The sequence below is a fragment of the Nocardia sp. NPDC101769 genome (assembly GCF_044766925.1).
Taxonomy (GTDB): domain Bacteria; phylum Actinomycetota; class Actinomycetes; order Mycobacteriales; family Mycobacteriaceae; genus Nocardia.
Genome location: NZ_JBIWMX010000011.1, coordinates 108,162 through 125,966, shown reverse-complemented (window position 1 = coordinate 125,966; position 17,805 = coordinate 108,162). Strand labels below are relative to the sequence as shown.

19 protein-coding genes are annotated in these 17,805 nt (G+C 69.3%); 4 read left to right on the top strand and 15 right to left on the bottom strand.

Annotation, left to right across the window (positions count from 1 at the left end):
- Positions 1-164 precede the first annotated feature (164 nt).
- Entirely contained in the window at positions 165-599 is a 435-nt protein-coding gene (locus tag ACIRRA_RS19350) for a hypothetical protein (protein WP_402769601.1), read from the bottom strand.
- A 68-nt stretch (positions 600-667) separates the two neighbouring features.
- Here ACIRRA_RS19350 and ACIRRA_RS19345 point away from each other — a divergent pair, with 68 nt between their 5' ends.
- Positions 668-1,129 (top strand): MarR family winged helix-turn-helix transcriptional regulator, encoded by a 462-nt coding sequence (locus ACIRRA_RS19345; protein WP_402769598.1) that lies wholly within the window; start codon positions 668-670, stop codon positions 1,127-1,129.
- A 2-nt stretch (positions 1,130-1,131) separates the two neighbouring features.
- Here the strand turns inward: ACIRRA_RS19345 and ACIRRA_RS19340 are convergent, their stop codons facing one another.
- Positions 1,132-1,566, bottom strand: coding sequence for a MarR family winged helix-turn-helix transcriptional regulator (locus ACIRRA_RS19340; RefSeq protein ID WP_402769859.1), 435 nt, complete (start codon positions 1,564-1,566; stop codon positions 1,132-1,134).
- 125 nt (positions 1,567-1,691) lie between these two features.
- On the opposite strand from ACIRRA_RS19340, the gene ACIRRA_RS19335 reads away from it, so the two are divergent.
- Positions 1,692-2,738: an SMP-30/gluconolactonase/LRE family protein gene (locus tag ACIRRA_RS19335; RefSeq protein WP_402769595.1), complete on the top strand. Its 1,047-nt coding sequence runs from the start codon at positions 1,692-1,694 to the stop codon at positions 2,736-2,738.
- An 11-nt stretch (positions 2,739-2,749) separates the two neighbouring features.
- The gene (locus tag ACIRRA_RS19330) at positions 2,750-3,148 is read left to right on the top strand and encodes a PPOX class F420-dependent oxidoreductase (protein WP_402769592.1); all 399 of its coding nucleotides are present in this window, start codon (positions 2,750-2,752) and stop codon (positions 3,146-3,148) included.
- Between the two features lie 81 nt (positions 3,149-3,229).
- Here the strand turns inward: ACIRRA_RS19330 and ACIRRA_RS19325 are convergent, their stop codons facing one another.
- The 13 genes from ACIRRA_RS19325 to ctaD all read right to left on the bottom strand — a co-directional run bounded on the left by ACIRRA_RS19325 (position 3,230) and on the right by ctaD (position 16,426).
- Entirely contained in the window at positions 3,230-4,393 is a 1,164-nt protein-coding gene (locus ACIRRA_RS19325; RefSeq protein ID WP_402769589.1) for a class I SAM-dependent methyltransferase, read from the bottom strand.
- 18 nt (positions 4,394-4,411) lie between these two features.
- Positions 4,412-5,389: a class I SAM-dependent methyltransferase gene (locus ACIRRA_RS19320; RefSeq protein ID WP_402769586.1), complete on the bottom strand. Its 978-nt coding sequence runs from the start codon at positions 5,387-5,389 to the stop codon at positions 4,412-4,414.
- Positions 5,390-5,436: 47 nt separating this feature from the next.
- A complete protein-coding gene (locus tag ACIRRA_RS19315; protein ID WP_402769583.1) occupies positions 5,437-6,204 on the bottom strand; it encodes an enoyl-CoA hydratase-related protein in 768 nt (255 codons plus the stop codon).
- 55 nt (positions 6,205-6,259) lie between these two features.
- On the bottom strand, positions 6,260-7,114 hold the full coding sequence (locus ACIRRA_RS19310; RefSeq protein WP_402769580.1) for an NUDIX hydrolase: 855 nt from the start codon (positions 7,112-7,114) through the stop codon (positions 6,260-6,262).
- A gap of 46 nt (positions 7,115-7,160) precedes the next feature.
- Positions 7,161-7,607, bottom strand: a complete 447-nt coding sequence (locus ACIRRA_RS19305; protein ID WP_402769578.1) for a MoaF-related domain-containing protein — start codon at positions 7,605-7,607, stop codon at positions 7,161-7,163.
- A 107-nt stretch (positions 7,608-7,714) separates the two neighbouring features.
- Complete coding sequence (locus ACIRRA_RS19300) at positions 7,715-8,548, bottom strand: ABC transporter ATP-binding protein (protein WP_402769575.1); 834 nt, start codon at positions 8,546-8,548, stop codon at positions 7,715-7,717.
- 25 nt (positions 8,549-8,573) lie between these two features.
- On the bottom strand, positions 8,574-8,795 hold the full coding sequence (locus tag ACIRRA_RS19295) for a hypothetical protein (RefSeq protein ID WP_402769572.1): 222 nt from the start codon (positions 8,793-8,795) through the stop codon (positions 8,574-8,576).
- A 123-nt stretch (positions 8,796-8,918) separates the two neighbouring features.
- Positions 8,919-9,662, bottom strand: a complete 744-nt coding sequence (locus ACIRRA_RS19290) for a peptidyl-tRNA hydrolase (protein WP_402769569.1) — start codon at positions 9,660-9,662, stop codon at positions 8,919-8,921.
- Between the two features lie 24 nt (positions 9,663-9,686).
- Positions 9,687-10,163 (bottom strand): protease inhibitor I42 family protein, encoded by a 477-nt coding sequence (locus ACIRRA_RS19285; protein ID WP_402769566.1) that lies wholly within the window; start codon positions 10,161-10,163, stop codon positions 9,687-9,689.
- A 210-nt stretch (positions 10,164-10,373) separates the two neighbouring features.
- Positions 10,374-11,603, bottom strand: coding sequence for a phosphoserine phosphatase SerB (serB, locus tag ACIRRA_RS19280; RefSeq protein WP_402769563.1), 1,230 nt, complete (start codon positions 11,601-11,603; stop codon positions 10,374-10,376).
- A gap of 127 nt (positions 11,604-11,730) precedes the next feature.
- Entirely contained in the window at positions 11,731-12,690 is a 960-nt protein-coding gene (locus ACIRRA_RS19275; protein WP_402769560.1) for an NAD(P)H-dependent flavin oxidoreductase, read from the bottom strand.
- A 47-nt stretch (positions 12,691-12,737) separates the two neighbouring features.
- A complete protein-coding gene (locus ACIRRA_RS19270) occupies positions 12,738-14,585 on the bottom strand; it encodes a chloride channel protein (protein ID WP_402769558.1) in 1,848 nt (615 codons plus the stop codon).
- Between the two features lie 104 nt (positions 14,586-14,689).
- Positions 14,690-16,426 (bottom strand): cytochrome c oxidase subunit I, encoded by a 1,737-nt coding sequence (ctaD, locus tag ACIRRA_RS19265; protein ID WP_402769555.1) that lies wholly within the window; start codon positions 16,424-16,426, stop codon positions 14,690-14,692.
- Positions 16,427-16,626: 200 nt separating this feature from the next.
- Here ctaD and ACIRRA_RS19260 point away from each other — a divergent pair, with 200 nt between their 5' ends.
- On the top strand, positions 16,627-17,751 hold the full coding sequence (locus tag ACIRRA_RS19260) for an ABC transporter substrate-binding protein (RefSeq protein ID WP_402769552.1): 1,125 nt from the start codon (positions 16,627-16,629) through the stop codon (positions 17,749-17,751).
- The last annotated feature ends 54 nt before the right edge of the window (positions 17,752-17,805 follow it).

The window sequence follows — 17,805 nt, the reverse complement described above, 5'->3', positions numbered from 1 at the left end:
GGCCGATGGATTCGCGATGGTCGCCTACCGCCGGAAGATCGCCCGAGGCAGTCTGAAGCCATGCTCACCATCAGCGGGCCGGCGGCCTACGCGGGGGTGACAGTGCGGAAGGTGCGCCACGCCCCGGGTCGGGCGGGTGCCGCCGCGCCCGCGACCGGCGTCGGCTACCGCAAGGTCAGCGCGAACGCGTCGACGTTCGCCGAGACGCGCTGCAGCAGATCGAGCAGCGTGCGGTAGTCGTCGTCGCTGAGGCCCTCGGTGGCCGCCGTGCGTTGAATCCTGATGCGCTCCAGCAGTTTCGCGTGCGCGCCGATGCCCTCGAGGGTGAGGGCGTAGGTACCCGCGGCATCGAGAACGACCCAGCCGCGGTCGAGCAGTGTGCCGACATATGGTGCGGCCGTGGGGTCCTGGGTGTTCAGGAACGGCGAGAGGGCGACATCGAGCCCGGCCGCGTCGAGTGCGCCGCCGGAGAGGGTGTGCATGATCTGCCAGTGGCGACGCCGCAGGCTCTCGGTGGCGAGCAGGGCGGCGAAATTGTCTTCGAGGGTCCTGTCGATGTGCTTGAACCAGTAGCCGATCGGCTTCGGGGTGTCGGTCATGGCGGTCTCCTAACAGTTGTCACATTACATATACATGTACTTTAGCAAGTGATTGTACGATGGCAAGGGTGAAGGACAACGACCCCGCGATCGCCGCCATCGAGCGCGCCATGGTGGCCATCCGGCGCAGCCAGACCCGGCGCGCGCTCAATAGATTCGCGGCCCGCGGGGGCGGACCGGCCGTCGATCCGACCGTCTTCGGCGTGCTCGACGCGGTCGAGGCGCGCGACGGGGAGGCCACCGTCACCGACATCGCGACCGCGCTGGGCGTGGATCAGCCCCGCGCCAGCCGCCTGGTGGCGCGCGCGGTCGCCGAGGGCCTGCTGGAACGCCGCGCCGACCAGCACGACGCGCGGCGCATCCACCTGCACCTCACGCCCGCCGCGCAGACCGCGCTGCACCGCGCCCACGCCAACCGCCAGGCCGTCTTCGCCGAGGCGACCGCGGCCTGGGGCGAGCGCGACCGCACCGAATTCGCCCGGCTGCTCACCAGATTCGTCACCGACTTCAGCGCCATCAGCGACCGTTAGGATCAGTCCGGCCGCACCGAATCCAGCAGGGTGGCCGCCCGCTCGAGCATGGACACGAGCGCCTCCCGCTCGGCATCGGTGAACTCCGCGGCCAGCGCGCGCTCGACCGGGACCGCCCGCTTGTCGGCGGCGTGCATGACGGCGCGGCCCTCCTCGGTGAGCCGGGTCTCGAGCACATTGCGGTGCCAGGCGTGCGGAGTGCGCTCGATGAGGCCACGCTCGCGCAGATTGGTGAGCACGGTGTTCATGGTGGGCGGTGTGACGCCGCAGCGCCGGGCCAGCTCGGCCGCCGAAATGCCCGGGTTCTCACTCAGCACGTAGAGGGCCGCGTACTGCGGAATCGTCACGCCCGCGGGCTTGAGGGCGGCATTCTTCGCACCCATCAGCGCCTGTTCGGCGCGCTTGATGAAGGTCCCCAGGCGTTCTTCGACCGGCATCGACGTCACCCCGGCATGATAGCTCATGCAGTTGTTCGAGCCTTGACGATCATTAGAGTTCTAATCTATCTTCGCTCTCGCACTCATATGTCATCTCTATCCACCGGGATCGAAAGGCACGATCTATGTCCCACCCGATTCGCCGCTGGGCCGCGCCCGCGGTGACGGCGGCGCTGCTGCTGGCATCGGCGGCGTGCAGCACCGGCGACGCGGCGACGCCGGGCGCCGCGCCCGACCACAACACCTCAGCGCCCCAGCACAACACCTCAGTGCCCGACCGCATCACCACCGCGTACGACCTGCCCGAGCGCGCGTATCCGGAGAGCATCACCGTCGATCCGCGCACCGGCGACGTGTACGCGAGCTCGTTCCTCACCGGCGCGATCTACCGGGCCACGCCGGGCGCGACCGCGGCCGAGACCTTTCTGGCCGCGGGCGCGGACGGACGCCGGACCGCGAACGGTGTGAAGGTCGATGCCGCCGGGCGGCTCTGGGTGATCGACCACACCGCGGGAATCACGGTGTACGACACCGGAACTCGCGCCCTGCTCGCCCGCTTCGACGTCCCGGCCGCCGGGCAGCCGTTCGTCAACGATCTGGCCATCACACCCGACGGCAGCGTCTACGTCACCGACAGCGTGCGGAACGTGGTCTACCGCATCGGACCGGACCAGCTCGCCGACGCGCTCGCGCACGGCGGGCACGGCGGCGAACTGCGGGTCTACCTCGACCTCGGCGCGGCCAAGGACCCGGCCGCACGGAATCCCATGACCCTCAACGGCATTGCCGCCGACGACGCGGGCCGGTATCTGATCGTGGTCGACATGACCAACGGCGACCTCTACCGGGTTTCGACCGGACCGCAGCCGACCGTGCACCCGATCGCCCGCACCGGCGGCGACGCGCTCGACGGCGACGGCCTGGAACTGCGCGGCGACACCCTGTGGGTGGTACACAACAAGGGGAACGCCGTGTCCCGCTGGCGCCTCACCGACGACGGCGCGAAAGCCGAACTGCAGCACCGCGTCACCGACCCCGCGCTCGACATCCCCACCTCGATCGTGCACACCGGCGGCCACGCGCTGGTCACGGTCTCCCAGTTCGACAAGAACGGCCCCTACGGCGACGGCGTCCCCGCCGGCTTCCGCATCGTCGAGATCTCCCAACTCTGAAGGAGCACACCGTGACCCACCCCGTCATCCCCGAGAAGTACACCGACCTGCTGACCCGCCCGCTTTTCGCGCACCTGGCCACCCTGAATCCGGACGGCACCCCGCAGGTCACCCCGATCTGGCAGATCTGGGACGGTGAGTTCCTGCGCTTCACCACGACCACCACGCGCGCCAAGCACCGCAATACGTCTCGCGACCCGCACGTGGCGGTGAGCATCAACGATCCCGAGGCTCCCTACCGCTACCTCGAGGTGCGCGGCGTCATCGAGCGCATCGACGCCGACCCCGAGGGCGAGTTCTTCGATGTCCTCGCCCAGCGCTACGACCTCGACTATCAGAAGCCGGTCGGTGACCACGCCGACCGCGTCATCCTCGTCATGCGGCCGACCCATACCACCTACCAGGGTTGATCTCCCGAAGCCGCTGATCGCCAACGGCTTTCAGCCATGCGAGGGCAGCTTCGGCGCAGCACGCGGGCGGCGGATACGGCCCTACGGGGTGGCGCAGAGGAAAACAGTTGCCTGACGGCCGATTCGGGTGACGACGAGGGTATGTGGCTGGGAGCCACGGGGTTTGATGCGGCTGCGAAGGGCGTCCGGGTCGATGTCGACGCCGCGGGTGAGAATCTCCAGGGGGCCGCAGTCGCGGCGGTGCAGTTCGGCGCGCAGGGGCTTCTCCCGGAATTCCATACGCTCGAGGATTCGGAACCCGCGCATGCCTTCGGGAACCTTGTCGCCGGTCAGGTAGGCGATGCGCGGATCGAGCTGCCACAGGCCATGTTTCGCGGCGTAGTGGCGGACCAGACCGGCGCGGACCACCGCACCGTCCGGATCGACGATCCACTCCCCGGGCTCGCGCTCGGGGATGTCGTCCGGGTCGGCATCGGTGAGCGTCCACGGCTCCCCGGTGGACGACAGCACGGTGGCCCGGCGGGTGACGCCGGGCTCCGCCAAGCCCGGTGACCACAGGCAGGCTTCCCGAACCGCCCCGTCGAGCGAGACGACTTCGATCTCGCCAGCCCATCCGAGCTTGTCGAAATCCAGTCCGGGAGCACACTTCACGGCCAGCTCCCGCCCGATATACGCCGCCAGCAGATCCGGCAGCGGCGGCTGTAGCTTCGCCGGATCATGCGTCCGCCGCCCATCCGACCGCCTCGCCGGATCCGCGATCACGACCTCAGCGACACTGCACGGCACCAACGCATCTGCCTTGACCAGCAACACATTTCGTCGCGCAGCGAGATTGTGTGCCGCCATGGCCAGGCGGACGTCGTCGAGGTCGCTGCCGATGACCACGGGGCATACATCGGCGAGGGCGGCGAGTTCGGCGCCGATGGAGCAGGTGACGTCGTGGACGGTGCGGCCCGCGAGGCGTTGGGCGCGGTGGCGGGCCACGGGTGACGGGGTGGCCTGCTGGAGGGCGTCGTCGGTGAAGAGCCACTCGCCCGCGCCCTCGAGTTTGGCGGCGGCGCGGCGGCGCAGGCGAACCGATTCCACGAGAACGGGGGCGTGGTCGCCGTGGTCGCGGCGGAGGCGCTCCAGGTCCTTCAGGAGCGAGGCGGGGGTGAGCGCGAAATCGCCCACCTCGGCCAGGGCGGCCGCGCCGGCCGGACTGGCGAGGTAGGCGATGTCAGCGCGAGAGAAGGCGTAGCCCACGGGGATTCGTGGACCGGCCTACTTGGCGGAGGCGCCGGGCTTCACGCCGGTGATCATGGCGTTGTAGAAGAACTGGCGGGGCACCACGTGGCGCAGCACCTTCTCGTCGAGGGCCGAGAACGCCAGCCACGCCTTGTACTGGGCCATGCGGTAGCGCCAGGTCAGCTTCTCGTCGGGGACGGCGGCCTCGAAGGTGCGCACCGGCCAGCCCCACAGGGCGGCGGCGAATTCCTCGGTCTTGGCCTGGACCTCGACAGCGCCGGCGCCGCGGGCCATGCGCTCCAAGTCGGACGGGTCGAAGGTGTGCAGGTCGACGACGGCCTCGAGGGCAGCGGCGCGGGAGGACTCGTCGAGCTCCTCCTGCGGGCGACGCCAGTCGCTGAGGAACGGCAACTTGGTGATCTCGGTGGTGATCTTCCAGGTGACCTGGCCCAGCTTGCGGGCGTAGAGGTTGCCGATGGTGGTCGGCTCACCCGCGAACACGAACCGGCCGCCCGGCTTCAGCACGCGCAGGCACTCCTTGAGCGCCAGCTCCACATCCGGGATGTGGTGCAACACCGCGTGGCCCACGACGAGGTCGAAGGTGTCGTCCTCGTAGGGGATGGTCTCGGCGTCCGCGACCCGGCCGTCCACGTCCAGGCCCAGGTTCTGGCCGTTGCGGGTGGCGACCTTGACCATGCCCGGGGACAGATCGGTGACCGAGCCGCGCTTGGCGACGCCCGCCTGCATCAGATTCAGCAGGAAGAAGCCGGTGCCGCAGCCGAGTTCGAGGGCCCGGTCGTAGGGCAGCTCGGCGCTCGGGGCGACGGCGTCGAAGCGGCCGCGGGCGTACTCGATGCAGCGTTCGTCGTAGGAGATGGACCACTTGTCGTCGTAGGTCTCGGCTTCCCAGTCGTGATACAGGACCTGGGCGAGCTTGTTGTCGCTATACGCGGCCTGGACCTCCGCCTCGGTGGCGTGCGGGTTCGGCGCGGGGTCTTCAGGACCAACTGTCATGCAGGGCAGCCTAATGAATACCCCGGTGAACGGTGTTATCGGGCTGCTCAACGCCCGGTGAACCGGGTCGCATCCGGACCGTCGACCAAATAAGAACGTGTTCCAACCTGCTGGTCTTCGGTGCCGAACAGATCGGTCCACTCGCGACGCGCCCGATCGTGGCCGTGCGTGCCCGCCTCGAACACCCGCTTGGCGGCGGCCAGGGCCGCGCGCGGACCATCGGTGAACTGCTCGGCCCACCGCAGGGCGGCGGCGAACACCTCGTCGGGCGCGACCACCTCGTCGACCAGGCCGAGCGCCGCGGCCTCCTCCGGATCCACGAACCGGCCGCTGTACACCAGATCCTTGGCGTGTGAAGGACCGATCAGCAGGCTCAACCGGCGGATACCGGCCAGCGGGATCAGCCCGGCCTTGATCTGCGGCAGGCCCAGTTTCACATTGTCGCCGATGATGCGGCGGTCGGCGGCCAGGGCCAACTCCAGCCCCGCGCCGAGGGCGTATCCGCTGATGGCGGCCACGGTCGGCTGCGGCACCCGGGCCAGGCAGCTCAGCGCCGACTGGAAATCGGCGGCCATGGCCTGCGCCTGCTCGGGGGTGAGCCGGGCCAGTTCGGCCAGTTCGTCACCTGCGGAGAACACCCGCTCGTCGCCGTAGACCACCACGGCCGCGATCGACGCGTCGGCCGCGATCTCCTCCGCTGCGGCCGCCACCTCCAGCGCCACCTGGAGATCGATCAGATTCATCGGCGGGCGTGCGATGCGGAGCACGGCGACATGCTCTGCCACACCCCGGTCCACGGTCACGAATTCGGCCACAGCCGATCACCCTACTTCGGGCCCCGGGCACGGGGATGCCCCGCCCGGGCGGGCGCTACTCGGGTCGCTGCGAACCACGGATGCGCGAATTGTCGGGCAGCTCAGCGAAGTAGCGGTCGGCGTGCGGGAACGCCAGCGCCGGACCGCCGCCCGACGGGTCGTACACCGGCATGATCGGGGTGATGTCCCGGGTGGCCGCGAGAATCTCGGCGGTGGAGGCGAATTCGTTCAGCACCGCGAGCTGGGTCCAGGTGGGCGGCAGCAGCACGTCCACACCCTCGCGCCAGCGGTCGATGGCCTCGGCGGGGGTGCACCAGGCGACCACCTCGGCCTCGGAGGTGGCGCCGTCCGCGAGCTGGCCCTCGGGCAGCACCGCGACGAAGAAGCGGGTGTCGTAGCGGCGCGGCTCGATCACCGGGGTGATCCAGTTGTCCCACGGGCGCAGCAGGTCGGCGCGCAGCACCAGGTTCTCGCGGGTGAGGAATTCGGCGAAGGACAGTTCGCGGCGTTCCAGCTGCACGCGCGCCTCGGCGTAGACCGCGGTGTCGCTGACGACGCTGTCGGCGGTCGGTCCCGCCAGCAGCACCCCGCACTCCTCGAAGGTCTCGCGCACCGCCGCGCAGACCAGCGCCTGGGCGCGGCCGGCGTCGATGCCGAATCGCTCGGCCCACCAGGCGGGTTCGGGTCCAGCCCAGTCCAGTGCGATGGACGCGTCGGAGGGGTCGACGCCACCACCGGGGAAGACGGTCATGCCGGCCGCGAAGGCCATGCCACCCACTCGACGCTGCAGGAACACCTCGGGCCCGTGCGCACCGTCGCGCACCAGCATGACCGTGGACGCGTCCTTGACGGGCGCGGCCGCGGGCTGGGATTCGGACTGGGCCATTGCTTCGCTCACCTTTCGCACCATAACCGTTGCCCCGGCTAAGCGATACCGCGCGCTGCGGGTTCGCCGGTCAGTCTGTCGGATGGACTGATCCGGTGCGGGTTTCGATGACGGCCCGACCGGCGCCATCGCGCCGGGTCCAGGTGCCCTCCACCTTGCCGGTCCGATAGTCCTGCACCTGGCTGACCACCGCGCCCGTGTCGTCGGTCCAGGTAACCAGGAAGATGCCAGCCTCGATGGATGCGACCGCGACCGGCGTGCTCGACCCGTGTCCGGTGTCGGCGGTGGTGTAGGTCAGGGTACGCCCGTCCGCCGAGAAGACGATGGTGCCGCCCGCGCCGCTGTCATAGCTGAGCTGCACCGTCCTACCATCCAGGTCCGACGGGACCGTGGCCCTGCCGAGGGTTTCCGCCGCATGCGAATTCGAAACCCGCTGGGCGGCCGGTGGATCGGCCACGCAGCCGGTGGCGACAACCGCGATGGCCAGAATCGTAATGGCGCCGATACTCCGGCCCACAGCCAGCTCCCTCCATCCGCGGCAGTTGCGGATAGTTTGCCCCGTGATGGCCGTGGACGCAATGGCAGCGCGCCGCGGTTCGCGAGACAGGTTGCGGGAGGCGGCTTTCAGCGGTTGCGGTGCCGTCCGAAGCGCTGACTGCGGCGTGCGAAGTAGCGGCCCTCGATGCGGTCCAGCTGAATCGACTGACGGAACGCGTCACTCAGGTTCTCGGAGGTCAGCACATCGGTGAGCAGACCCTGCGCGACCACACTGCCCTCATTGAGGAGCATGCCGTGGGTGAAGCCCGGCGGAATCTCCTCCACATGGTGGGTGACCAGCACGGTGGCGGGCGCGTCCGGATCGGCGGCCAGATCGCCGAGCCGTTCGACCAGCTCCTCACGCCCGCCCAGATCCAGCCCGGCGGCCGGTTCGTCGAGCAACAGCAGTTCCGGATCGGTCATGAGCGCGCGGGCGATGAGCACCCGCTTGCGCTCCCCCTCCGACAGCGTCCCGTAGGTGCGATCGGAAAGGTGTTCCGCGCCCAGGCTTTCCAGAATGTCCACTGCCCGGTCGGTGTCCATGTCGTCGTAGCTCTCCCGCCAGCGGCCCATCACCGCGTAGCCGGCCGAGACCACCAGGTCGGCGACCTTCTCGTCGAGTGGCACCCGGCTGGCGATGGCGGCCGAGGACAGGCCGATGCGCGGGCGTAGCTCGTTGATGTCGACCCGGCCCAGGGTCTCGCCGAGCAGGTTGGCGACCCCGGAGGTGGGGTGCATCTCGGCGGCGGCCATGCGCAGCAGCGAGGTCTTGCCGGCGCCGTTGGGGCCGAGCACGACCCAGCGTTCGTCCAATTCCACCTGCCAGGTGACCGGACCGACCAGGGTATGTCCGGAACGTCGGACGGTGACGTCGCTGAAATCGATGAGCAGATCGGGATCCGGTTGCGGCACGGGGTCCATCTTGGCCCACCGCCCTGGACGATCGTCAACGTGGTGGGAAAACTCGGTGCGTGTCCTCTCCGGAATTGCGATGGCGATAAGCGATTTCGTGTGCGCCGCCGTCGAATTCCGATGGTTCGCGCTCCGGGCCCGCCAACCCGCGGTCCCGCGCGTCCGCCCGCGTGGACCGGAACATGCGCGCCAGAACGAGTGCCGCCGGGACCGAGAGCGCCGCCCACACGATGAGAACAACCAGCAGTGTTGTCATTTCGGTGGTTTCCTTTCGAGGAAACGTGAATCGATCCTTGCCGACCCGTCCGGGGAAGTCGATATGCACTGCCCATATGGGTCAGTGCGCCGACCATCCGGTTTCGCTAGTGCGACATTCGCACTACGCCACCGCGATCACGGTCGTCGACCCCGGTGCCACCTCGGTGAAACCGGCATCGCGCACCGCCACCGCGCTGCCCTCGGCCACCCGCCGCTGCAATTCCGCCCAGCGGCCCGGATCGGCCCCCGCGACGGTGCACCGGAATCCCTGTGCGGCCCACGCATACGCCCGCTGCACCGGCAGAGCGCCTGCCAGCAACATACTGGCATGCCCTACCTGTGCCGCGGCCTTCCCTACAGTCATACCCAGTTCCGCGTTCACCCATAGCACCGGACACTCCGGATCGATTGCGATCTCCTGCGCCACCGGCAGCTCGGTGCCGCTGATCTGCAGACGCCGGATGCGCGGATCCACCTCGCCGACCGGTCCCGGCACCAGCGCCCGCGCCTGCGCACCCGCGAATTCGACTGTGACACCGTCGACTTCCTGCGCCGCCAGCCACTGCGCCCCGCGCGCCCGCCGCGCTACCTTGCGAATACGCGAGTGTTTCCAGGTCAGATAGCGCTCCTCCCACTCCCCATCGGGCCCGACCCGCTCGTCGAGGCACAGCGCCACCACCGCCGAGGCGGCGGCTGCCAGAAGTGCGCTGCGCGCCGGCGGATCGTTCTTCGGAATGTGCAGCACCATCTGCATGGCCTGCACGAGCGCCGGGTCCGCCGGATCGCCTCCGCCGCCGTATCCCCGCGCCAATTCCGCGTGCCTGGCCACGAAACCGGCATCGATGGTGGATCCGACGCTCGACACAACCACTCCTACACAACTGTTCCGCTAATGAACTGTCAGGTTCAGGGTGAAGGTCTTGGCGGGCTCCACACCCTGTTCCCAGGCTCGCTTGTATTCCAGGCTCAATCGGGTGGAACCCGCCGCGACCGCCACGAAATTCGCCACCGATCTACCGCCGACCCCGACCATGCCGGACGGTTTCGGGTCCTGTTCGTATTCCGGCGAGCCGTTCTGCTTCACCACGTTCTGGTCCAGGCCTCCCAGCTCCCAGGCGTACCCGGTGGTCGGGTTGGCCTCGAGGGTGATGATCAGGCCCTGACCGACCGCGAGGCTCACATCCTTGCCGTCGGAGTCCGCGCCGACCTGCACCGCCGCGTGCTCGGACGGGGTCGCCTGCACCGCGGTGGTGACCGCGACGCTGGTGGCCGACACCGGCTTCGCCTCGTTCGGATCGGCCGAGGTGCCGCAGCCGGCCAGCGCCAGCCCGGCCATCACCACTGCCAGCGGCATTCGCACGCGCACGGATTCTCCTTCGATCATGGCCGGACTCCCCGACCACGGTACCGAGAGCGTAGCTGCGAGTGCCGCAACCGAATTGGACGCGTTGCCTGCCCTGCGAGGCAGGGGCCACATGCCTCAGCGAGGCAGCGGCCACACGCCTCAACGAGGCAGCGGCCACACGCCTCAACGAGGCAGCGGCCACACGCCTCAACGAGGCAGCGGCCACACGCCTCAGCGAGGCAGCGGCACCCGGCGGATACCGCCGTCGCGGGCATCGGCCGCCTCGACCTCGTCGCGGGTGACGCCCAGGATGAACAGCACCGCGTCCAGGAACGGATGCGACAGCGCCGCGTCGGCGACCTCACGCAGCGCGGGCTTGGCATTGAACGCGATGCCCAGCCCGGCGGCATTGAGCATGTCGATGTCATTGGCGCCGTCGCCGACCGCGACGGTCTGATCCATGGCCACCCCGGTCTCGGCCGCGAATCGGCGCAGCGCAACGGCTTTCGCCTCCCGGTCCACGATCTCCCCGACCACCGCGCCGGTCAGCTTGCCGTCGCGGATCTCGAGGGTGTTGGCCTGGACGAAGTCCAGTTCCAGCTCGTGCGCCAGCGGCTCGATGACCTGACGGAAACCGCCGGACACCACGCCGCAGCGGAAACCCAGGCGGCGCAGGGTGCGAATGGTGGTGCGGGCGCCGGGGGTGAGCTCGATCCGCTCGGCGACCTCGTCGATGACCGAGGCGTCCAGCCCGGCCAGGGTTGCCACCCGCTGACGCAGGGATTCGGAGAAGTCGATCTCGCCGCGCATGGCCGCCTCGGTGACCTTGCGGACCTCCTCCTCGACACCGGCGTGCGCGGCCAGCATCTCGATGACCTCGCCCTGGATGAGGGTGGAGTCCACGTCGAACACGATGAGCCGCTTGGCCCGTCGCGCCAGGCCCGCCTTCTCGACGGCGACATCCACGCTCTCCTTGGCGGCGACCGCGGCCAGCGCGGTGCGCAGCTCGGTCTCGGTGTCCGCGTCGGCGGTGGGGACGGTGACCATGAGTTCCAGGCCGGTGACCGGATAGTCGGCGATGCCGCGAATGGAGTCGATGTTGACCCGCTGCGCGGCCAGCTTGCGCGCGATGGCGCTGAAAGCGCGCGCGGTGACCGGCGAACCCAGCACCACGACCGCGTGGGTGGACAGCTTCGCGCCCGAGACGGCGCTCGCCCCGATCTCCACATCGACATCCATGCCGATGGAGGCCATGGCGTCCTCGAGCTGATCCTGCAGCGCCTCGGGATCGGTGGGACACGACACCAGCACGCCCAGGGTGAGCCGACCGCGAATCACGACCTGCTCCACATCCAGCAGGCTGACCGCGCGATTGGCCAGAGCAGCCAGAAGTACCGATGTGACGCCCGGCTTGTCGGGTCCGGTGACCGTGACCAGAACCGTCGTGTCAGACGCGCTCAATCGATAACTCCGTTCCATGCGACTGCCTGTCCCGCCCGACATGCGGCGGCAGCTCATTCTGTCAGGTCGGCGCGAACGGGACAGCGCCGACCGCCGCCGACGGTGGCGGGCATCACGCCGTCCGAGGTCAGCGACCGAGCAGGCGTGCGGCGCCCGAACACATTTCGGTCAGCACGTCGGCGACCGGGCGCACCGCGGTGACCAGGCCGACGCTCTGGCCCGCGTCGATCGGGGCGATACTCGGGTCGTCGGCGGCATTGGCGGCCCTCAGCTCGGACCGCGCGGCGGTATCACCGGCCAGTTCGCCGAGATGGTCGTGCCAGCGCGCGGTGAAGTCGTTGCGCAGCACCCGGGCCGGAAACCGCTGCGGCCAGGGCAGTTCCATGCCGACATCGAAGGTCCGCGTCACGATGGTGTCGGTGTCCTCGGCAGCGAGCAGGGCCCGCCGACCACCCGCCGACAGCAGCGATTCGGCACAGGCGGCCAGGGCGGTCCCCAGCCACACTCCCGAGGCTCCGGCCGCCAGCATCGCGGCGACCCCGCGCGCCGACCCGATCCCACCGGCGGCCAGCACCGGACCCGGCACCGCGTCGAGGACGGCCTCCAGCAGCGGCAGGGTCGCCAGCTCGGGAGCGCCGTGCCCACCGCCCTCCAGACCGCGTGCCACCAGGACATCGATGCCGGCATCGCGCGCACGCCGGGCATCGTCGACGGTGTAAACCTGTGTCGCCGTGCGGATTCCGGCGGCCTGGGCCCGGTCGGCCCACGACAGGTCGGACCCGAAGCTCACCGACAGCAGCGCGGGTGCGGCCGAGAGAGCGAGCTCGAACAGCCCGGGACGGGCGACCACCACCCAGTCCACCAGACCGATCCCGACGGGACCGGGAGCGTCGGCGACGTGCGGCAGTTCCCGTGCGAGCGCCTCCGCCGACCCCGCACTCCCCATCCCGATCATGCCCAGGCCGCCGGCCGCCGCGACCGCCGCCGCCAGCCTGCCGCCCGCCACCCCACCCATCGGCGCGTTCACCACCGGCAGCCGCAGCCCCAGCGCGCGCGACCACTCGGTGGACAGTCCCGTTTCCGACATAGCTCCCGGATCCTCCATCAGCCAATAGGAACACACTGGTCACGGCGCTAGGCCGGCGCGCCGACGCGGGAGGGTCGGATCGTCGGCAGGCGCAGAATGCGCTGGGCGGCGTGTTCTTCGTGATGGTCGCGTGCCCGGCCCGCGAGCAACATCGGGAGGCTGACCATGCCGAGCACGATGTCCGGATTGTCGCGGTCCACGACCGGGAGACGGTTGATGTCGTTGGCGGCCATGGTCATTGCGGCCGCGCGCAGTGTCGCGTCGGGGTGGGTGACCGTGGCGGGGATACACAGCCGGGCGAGAGGCAGACCGGATTCGCCGTCGTGGACGACGGTTTCGAGCGCGGTACGGGTGACGACGCCGAGCAGGCGGCCGTCGACATCGAGGACCGGGTAGAGCATCTGCCGCCGGCCCATCAGCTCGGCGGGATCGTGGCCGGAGATGGCGGTGAGCGCGGCCCCGGCGGTGACGTCGCCGACGAAGGCGCGCACGTCGCGCTGCATGACCTCGCCGACGAACAGGATCTCCAGCGGGTCGACGTCGTATTCGCGGGACAGGTGGAAGCCGCGGCGGGCGATCTTCTCGGTCAGCACCGATCGCTCGAGCACCAGCACCGAGAAGGCGTAGGCCGTGCAGGCGCCGATGATGAGCGGCAGCAGCGCGTCGAAGCGGTGGGTCAGCTCGACGGCGAACATCACCCCGGTGATGGGCGAGCGCATCACGCCGCCGAGCACCCCGGCCAGCGCGATCAGGGCCCAGAAGCCCGGGCCCACCGCGGGAAACACATGCGCCTCCAGCGCGCCGAGCGCGCCGCCGATCATGAACATGGGCGCGAGCACGCCGCCCGAGGTGCCCGATCCCAGCGACAGCGACCAGATCAGCGTCTTCACGATCAGGATGCCGACCACCAGGCCCAGTCCGATCGACCCGTCGAGCTCGGCCCCGATCACGTCGTAGCCGACGCCGAGGGCCTGCGGTACGAACAGCCCGCCGACGCCGATGATCACGCCACCCAGGGCGGGCCACCACATCCAGTGCACGGGCAGCCGCCGGAAGCCGTCCTCGGAGGCGTAGACCAGCCGGGTGGCCACCACGGCCAGCAGGCCGCACGCGATGCCGGAGACCAGGCACAGCGCGCAGGTGAGCGCGGTGATGTGCAGCGTGCCGGCCGCCGGGAACAGCGCGCCCGAGCCGAGCAGCGCCGGGCGCAGCACCGCCGCCACCGAGACCGCGGTCGCGACCGGCACGAAACTGCGTGGCCGCCATTCGAACAGCAATAGTTCGACCGCCAGCAACAGTGCCGCGAACGGCGTGTTGAAGGTGGCGGCCATGCCCGCGGCGGCGCCGGAGACCAGCAGCGCCTTGCGCTCGTCCGCGGTCAGGTGCAGGAACTGCGCGAGCAGCGAGCCGAGCGCGCCGCCGGTCATGATGATCGGGCCCTCCGCGCCGAAGGGCCCGCCGGTGCCGATGGACACCGCGGCCGACACCGGTTTGAGCACCGCCACCCGGGGCGCGACCTTGCTGCCGCCCAGCAGGATCGCCTCGATGGTCTCGGGCATGCCGTGGCCGCGGATCTTCTCCGACCCATAGCGGGCCATGAGCCCGACGATCAGGCCGCCCAGCACGGGCGCGCCGAGGATCAGCAGCGGATTGTGGTGCGTCGCGCCGACGGACACCGGATCGGCGCTGAGCCGTTGGTACCAGACCAGATTGGTGATCAGCGCGATGAGATGGGAGAGCACCCAGGCCGCGCAGGCGCCGAGCGCTCCGATGGGCACGGCGAGGGCAGCGATGAACAGCATCCGTGGGGTCGCGGTGAAGTCGGACAGATGCCCGACGTCACGCCGCGCGGTCGCGCTGGTTCTCGGCCGCCGCCGAGCCACTGAATCATGCACATGACAACTGTTGCATAGTGCTCACGTCTGGCGAAAACCACCCCACAAACAACGCGGCACCCGTCGTCGGACGGGTGCCGCGTTGGTATTCAGGTGTCGAGCGACTAGCTGGAAACCTTCTCCAGCTCCTTGACGGTGTGGGACTTGGAGCCCCAGCCGACATGGGCCTCGGCGCGCATGCGCTCGACCATGTGCGGGTAGTGCAGCTCGAACGCGGGACGCTCGGAGCGGATGCGCGGCAGCTCGTAGAAGTTGTGCCGCGGCGGCGGGCAGGAGGTCGCCCACTCCAGGGAGTTGCCGTAGCCCCACGGGTCGTCCACGGTCACGACCTCGCCGTAGCGGTAGGACTTGAAGACGTTCCAGATGAACGGCAGCATCGACGAACCCAGGATGAAGGCACCGATCGTGGAGATGGTGTTCAGGGTGGTGAAGCCGTCGGAGGGCAGGTAGTCGGCGTAGCGGCGCGGCATACCCATGTTGCCCAGCCAGTGCTGCACCAGGAACGTGGTGTGGAAGCCCACGAAGGTGGCCCAGAAGTGCCACTTGCCCAGACGCTCGTCCATCATGCGGCCGGTCATCTTCGGGAACCAGAAGTAGATGCCCGCGAAGGTGGCGAACACGATGGTGCCGAAGAGCACGTAGTGGAAGTGCGCGACCACGAAGTAGGTGTCGGACACGTGGAAGTCCAGCGGCGGCGAGGCCAGGATGACGCCGGACAGACCACCGAAGAGGAAGGTCACCAGGAAGCCGACCGACCAGAGCATCGGGGTCTCGAAGGTGAGCTGACCGCGCCACATGGTGCCGATCCAGTTGAAGAACTTCACACCGGTCGGGACCGCGATGAGGAAGGTCATGAACGAGAAGTACGGCAGCAGCACCGCACCGGTGGCGTACATGTGGTGCGCCCACACCGCGATGGACAGCGCCGCGATACCCAGCGTCGCGTAGACCAGCGTGGTGTAACCGAAGATCGGCTTGCGGCTGAAGACCGGGAAGATCTCCGACACGATGCCGAAGAACGGCAGCGCGATGATGTACACCTCGGGGTGGCCGAAGTACCAGAACAGGTGCTGGTAGAGGAGCACGCCGCCGTTGGCCGGGTCGTAGATGTGGCCGCCCAGGTGGCGGTCGTAGGCCAGGCCGAACAGGGCCGCGGTGAGCAGCGGGAAGGCCAGCAGCACCAGCACCGAGGTGACGGCGATGTTCCAGGTGAAGATCGGCATCCGGAACATGGTCATACCCGGGCAGCGCAGGCAGACCACGGTGGTGAGCATGTTGACGCCACCGAGGATGGTGCCCAGACCGGAGACGGCCAGACCCAGGATCCAGAGGTCGCCGCCGACGCCCGGGGAGTGGACGATGTCCGACAGCGGGGCGTAGGCGGTCCAGCCGAAGTCGGCCGCGCCACCGGGGGTGATGAAGCCGGCGGTCGCCATGGTGCCGCCGAACAGGTACAGCCAGTAGCTGAACGCGTTCAGACGCGGGAAGGCGACGTCAGGGGCGCCGATCTGCAGCGGCAGGATGATGTTGGCGAAGCCGAACACGATCGCGGTCGCGTAGAAGAGCAGCATGATCGTGCCGTGCATGGTGAACAGCTGGTTGAACTGCTCCGGCGACAGGAACTGCAGGCCCGGGCGGGCCAGCTCGGCGCGCATGAGCAGCGCCATGATGCCGCCGACCATGAAGAAGGACATGGCCGTCACCAGGTACATGACGCCGAGAACCTTCGGGTCCGTCGTGGTGACCATCTTGTAGATGAACGATCCCTTCGGACCCGTCCTTTGAGGATAGGGCCGAGCCGCCTCCACAAGGCTGGCCGGCCGCGGTTCTACGGCAGTCACGAAACCTCCACAGGTATGCCATCGTTCGTACGCTGCTTCCGGCGTCCGGTTCGGCACATGACGAACGACGGTGGCTTGCGCTGTGACAGATCGTAAACGGTGTTCCGACAGCGCTCACTCCGGGTCCTACTCTGTGTCGTATTTCGGCGGCGCCGGTGTCGTAATTGGGAGTCGCCGGGCACGGCTGTAGGCTGCCCCGCATGCCGGTGCGCGAGTCCGCTTCCACCCGAAACACGTTCGCCTCCACCTCCTCCCCCCTGGTCGCTCCCCATTGGCGATCTTTGCGGCATTTGCGCAGTGTGGGATTGGTCTCGGCGGCCACGCTGCTGACGGTGGGTCTGGTCGCGGGATGCGGCAAGACCGATGACAACTCCGCCTCGATCGTGCGCACCACCACGAATATCGCGGGTGCGGGCGTGGTCGGGGTCGAGCGCGACACCTCCAAGGCCTGCCCGCTGCCGTCCAGCCCGGACTCGGCCTCGGGCACCAAGACCGTCGCCCATGCCTCGGGCACCTCGGAGGTGCCGGCCGACCCCAAGCGCATCGTGGTGCTCTCCACGTCCGCCCTGGACGCCACCTGCGCGCTGGGGCTGTGGGAGCGCGTGGTCGGCGCGACCACGCTCGCCGGTCCCGCGCCGCAGCCCGCCTATCTGGGCACCGGCGTCGTCGATATTCCTTCGGTCGGCCCGGTGGGCGACCCGGATCCGGCGAAGATCGCGGAGCTGAAGCCGGATCTGATCATCGGCCCGGCCGCCGACAGCTCACGGTACGACGCACTGAAGGGCATCGCCCCGACGGTGCTGGTCGGTGAGGAGAACGGCTGGCAGGCCACCTTCACCGGTTTCGCGGAGGCGATGGACCGCAAGAGCGCCGGGGCCCGGGCGCTCGACGACTACCGCACGGCCGCCAAGGACGCGGGCGTCGCCGCCAATGCCGCCCTCACCGAGGCGTCGGTGATCCGCTTCGAGCCCAATGTCATTCAGGTGCAGGGTGGCAACAGCTTCGCCGCGCAGGTGCTGGGCGACGCGGGCGTGCAGCGGCCGCAGCCGCAGCGCGGGGACTCCTTCGACGTGACGAGTTTGAGCTCCCAGGACGACCGCAACCGGATCGAGGGCGACCTGATCTTCCTCATGTTCGACGGCAAGGACGGTCTCGACTACGGCAAGTCGATCATGAAGGGCGACAACTGGAAACAGCTCGCCGCCGTGAGCGATCGCCGCGAGTTCGCCGTCGACGACACCATCTGGCACGGCAGCGGCATCACCGCCGCCCGGGCCCTGCTCGACGATGTCCGCAATAACCTCAACGGATACGTCACGGACTGAGCTCACCCACCTCCCCGGGCCTGCAGCCGTGCGCTGAAGGCCCGGGGAGACCGG

Coding starts and splice junctions, on each gene's coding strand:
- ACIRRA_RS19335 (WP_402769595.1), top strand. CDS start 1,692: ATGTCCCACCCGATTCGCCGCTGGGCCGCGCCCGCGGTGACGGCGGCG.
- ACIRRA_RS19260 (WP_402769552.1), top strand. CDS start 16,627: ATGCCGGTGCGCGAGTCCGCTTCCACCCGAAACACGTTCGCCTCCACC.
- ACIRRA_RS19300 (WP_402769575.1), bottom strand. CDS start 8,548: ATGGACCCCGTGCCGCAACCGGATCCCGATCTGCTCATCGATTTCAGC.
- ACIRRA_RS19340 (WP_402769859.1), bottom strand. CDS start 1,566: ATGCCGGTCGAAGAACGCCTGGGGACCTTCATCAAGCGCGCCGAACAG.
- ACIRRA_RS19310 (WP_402769580.1), bottom strand. CDS start 7,114: ATGGTGCGAAAGGTGAGCGAAGCAATGGCCCAGTCCGAATCCCAGCCC.
- ACIRRA_RS19320 (WP_402769586.1), bottom strand. CDS start 5,389: ATGACAGTTGGTCCTGAAGACCCCGCGCCGAACCCGCACGCCACCGAG.
- ACIRRA_RS19350 (WP_402769601.1), bottom strand. CDS start 599: ATGACCGACACCCCGAAGCCGATCGGCTACTGGTTCAAGCACATCGAC.
- ACIRRA_RS19295 (WP_402769572.1), bottom strand. CDS start 8,795: ATGACAACACTGCTGGTTGTTCTCATCGTGTGGGCGGCGCTCTCGGTC.
- ACIRRA_RS19275 (WP_402769560.1), bottom strand. CDS start 12,690: ATGTCGGAAACGGGACTGTCCACCGAGTGGTCGCGCGCGCTGGGGCTG.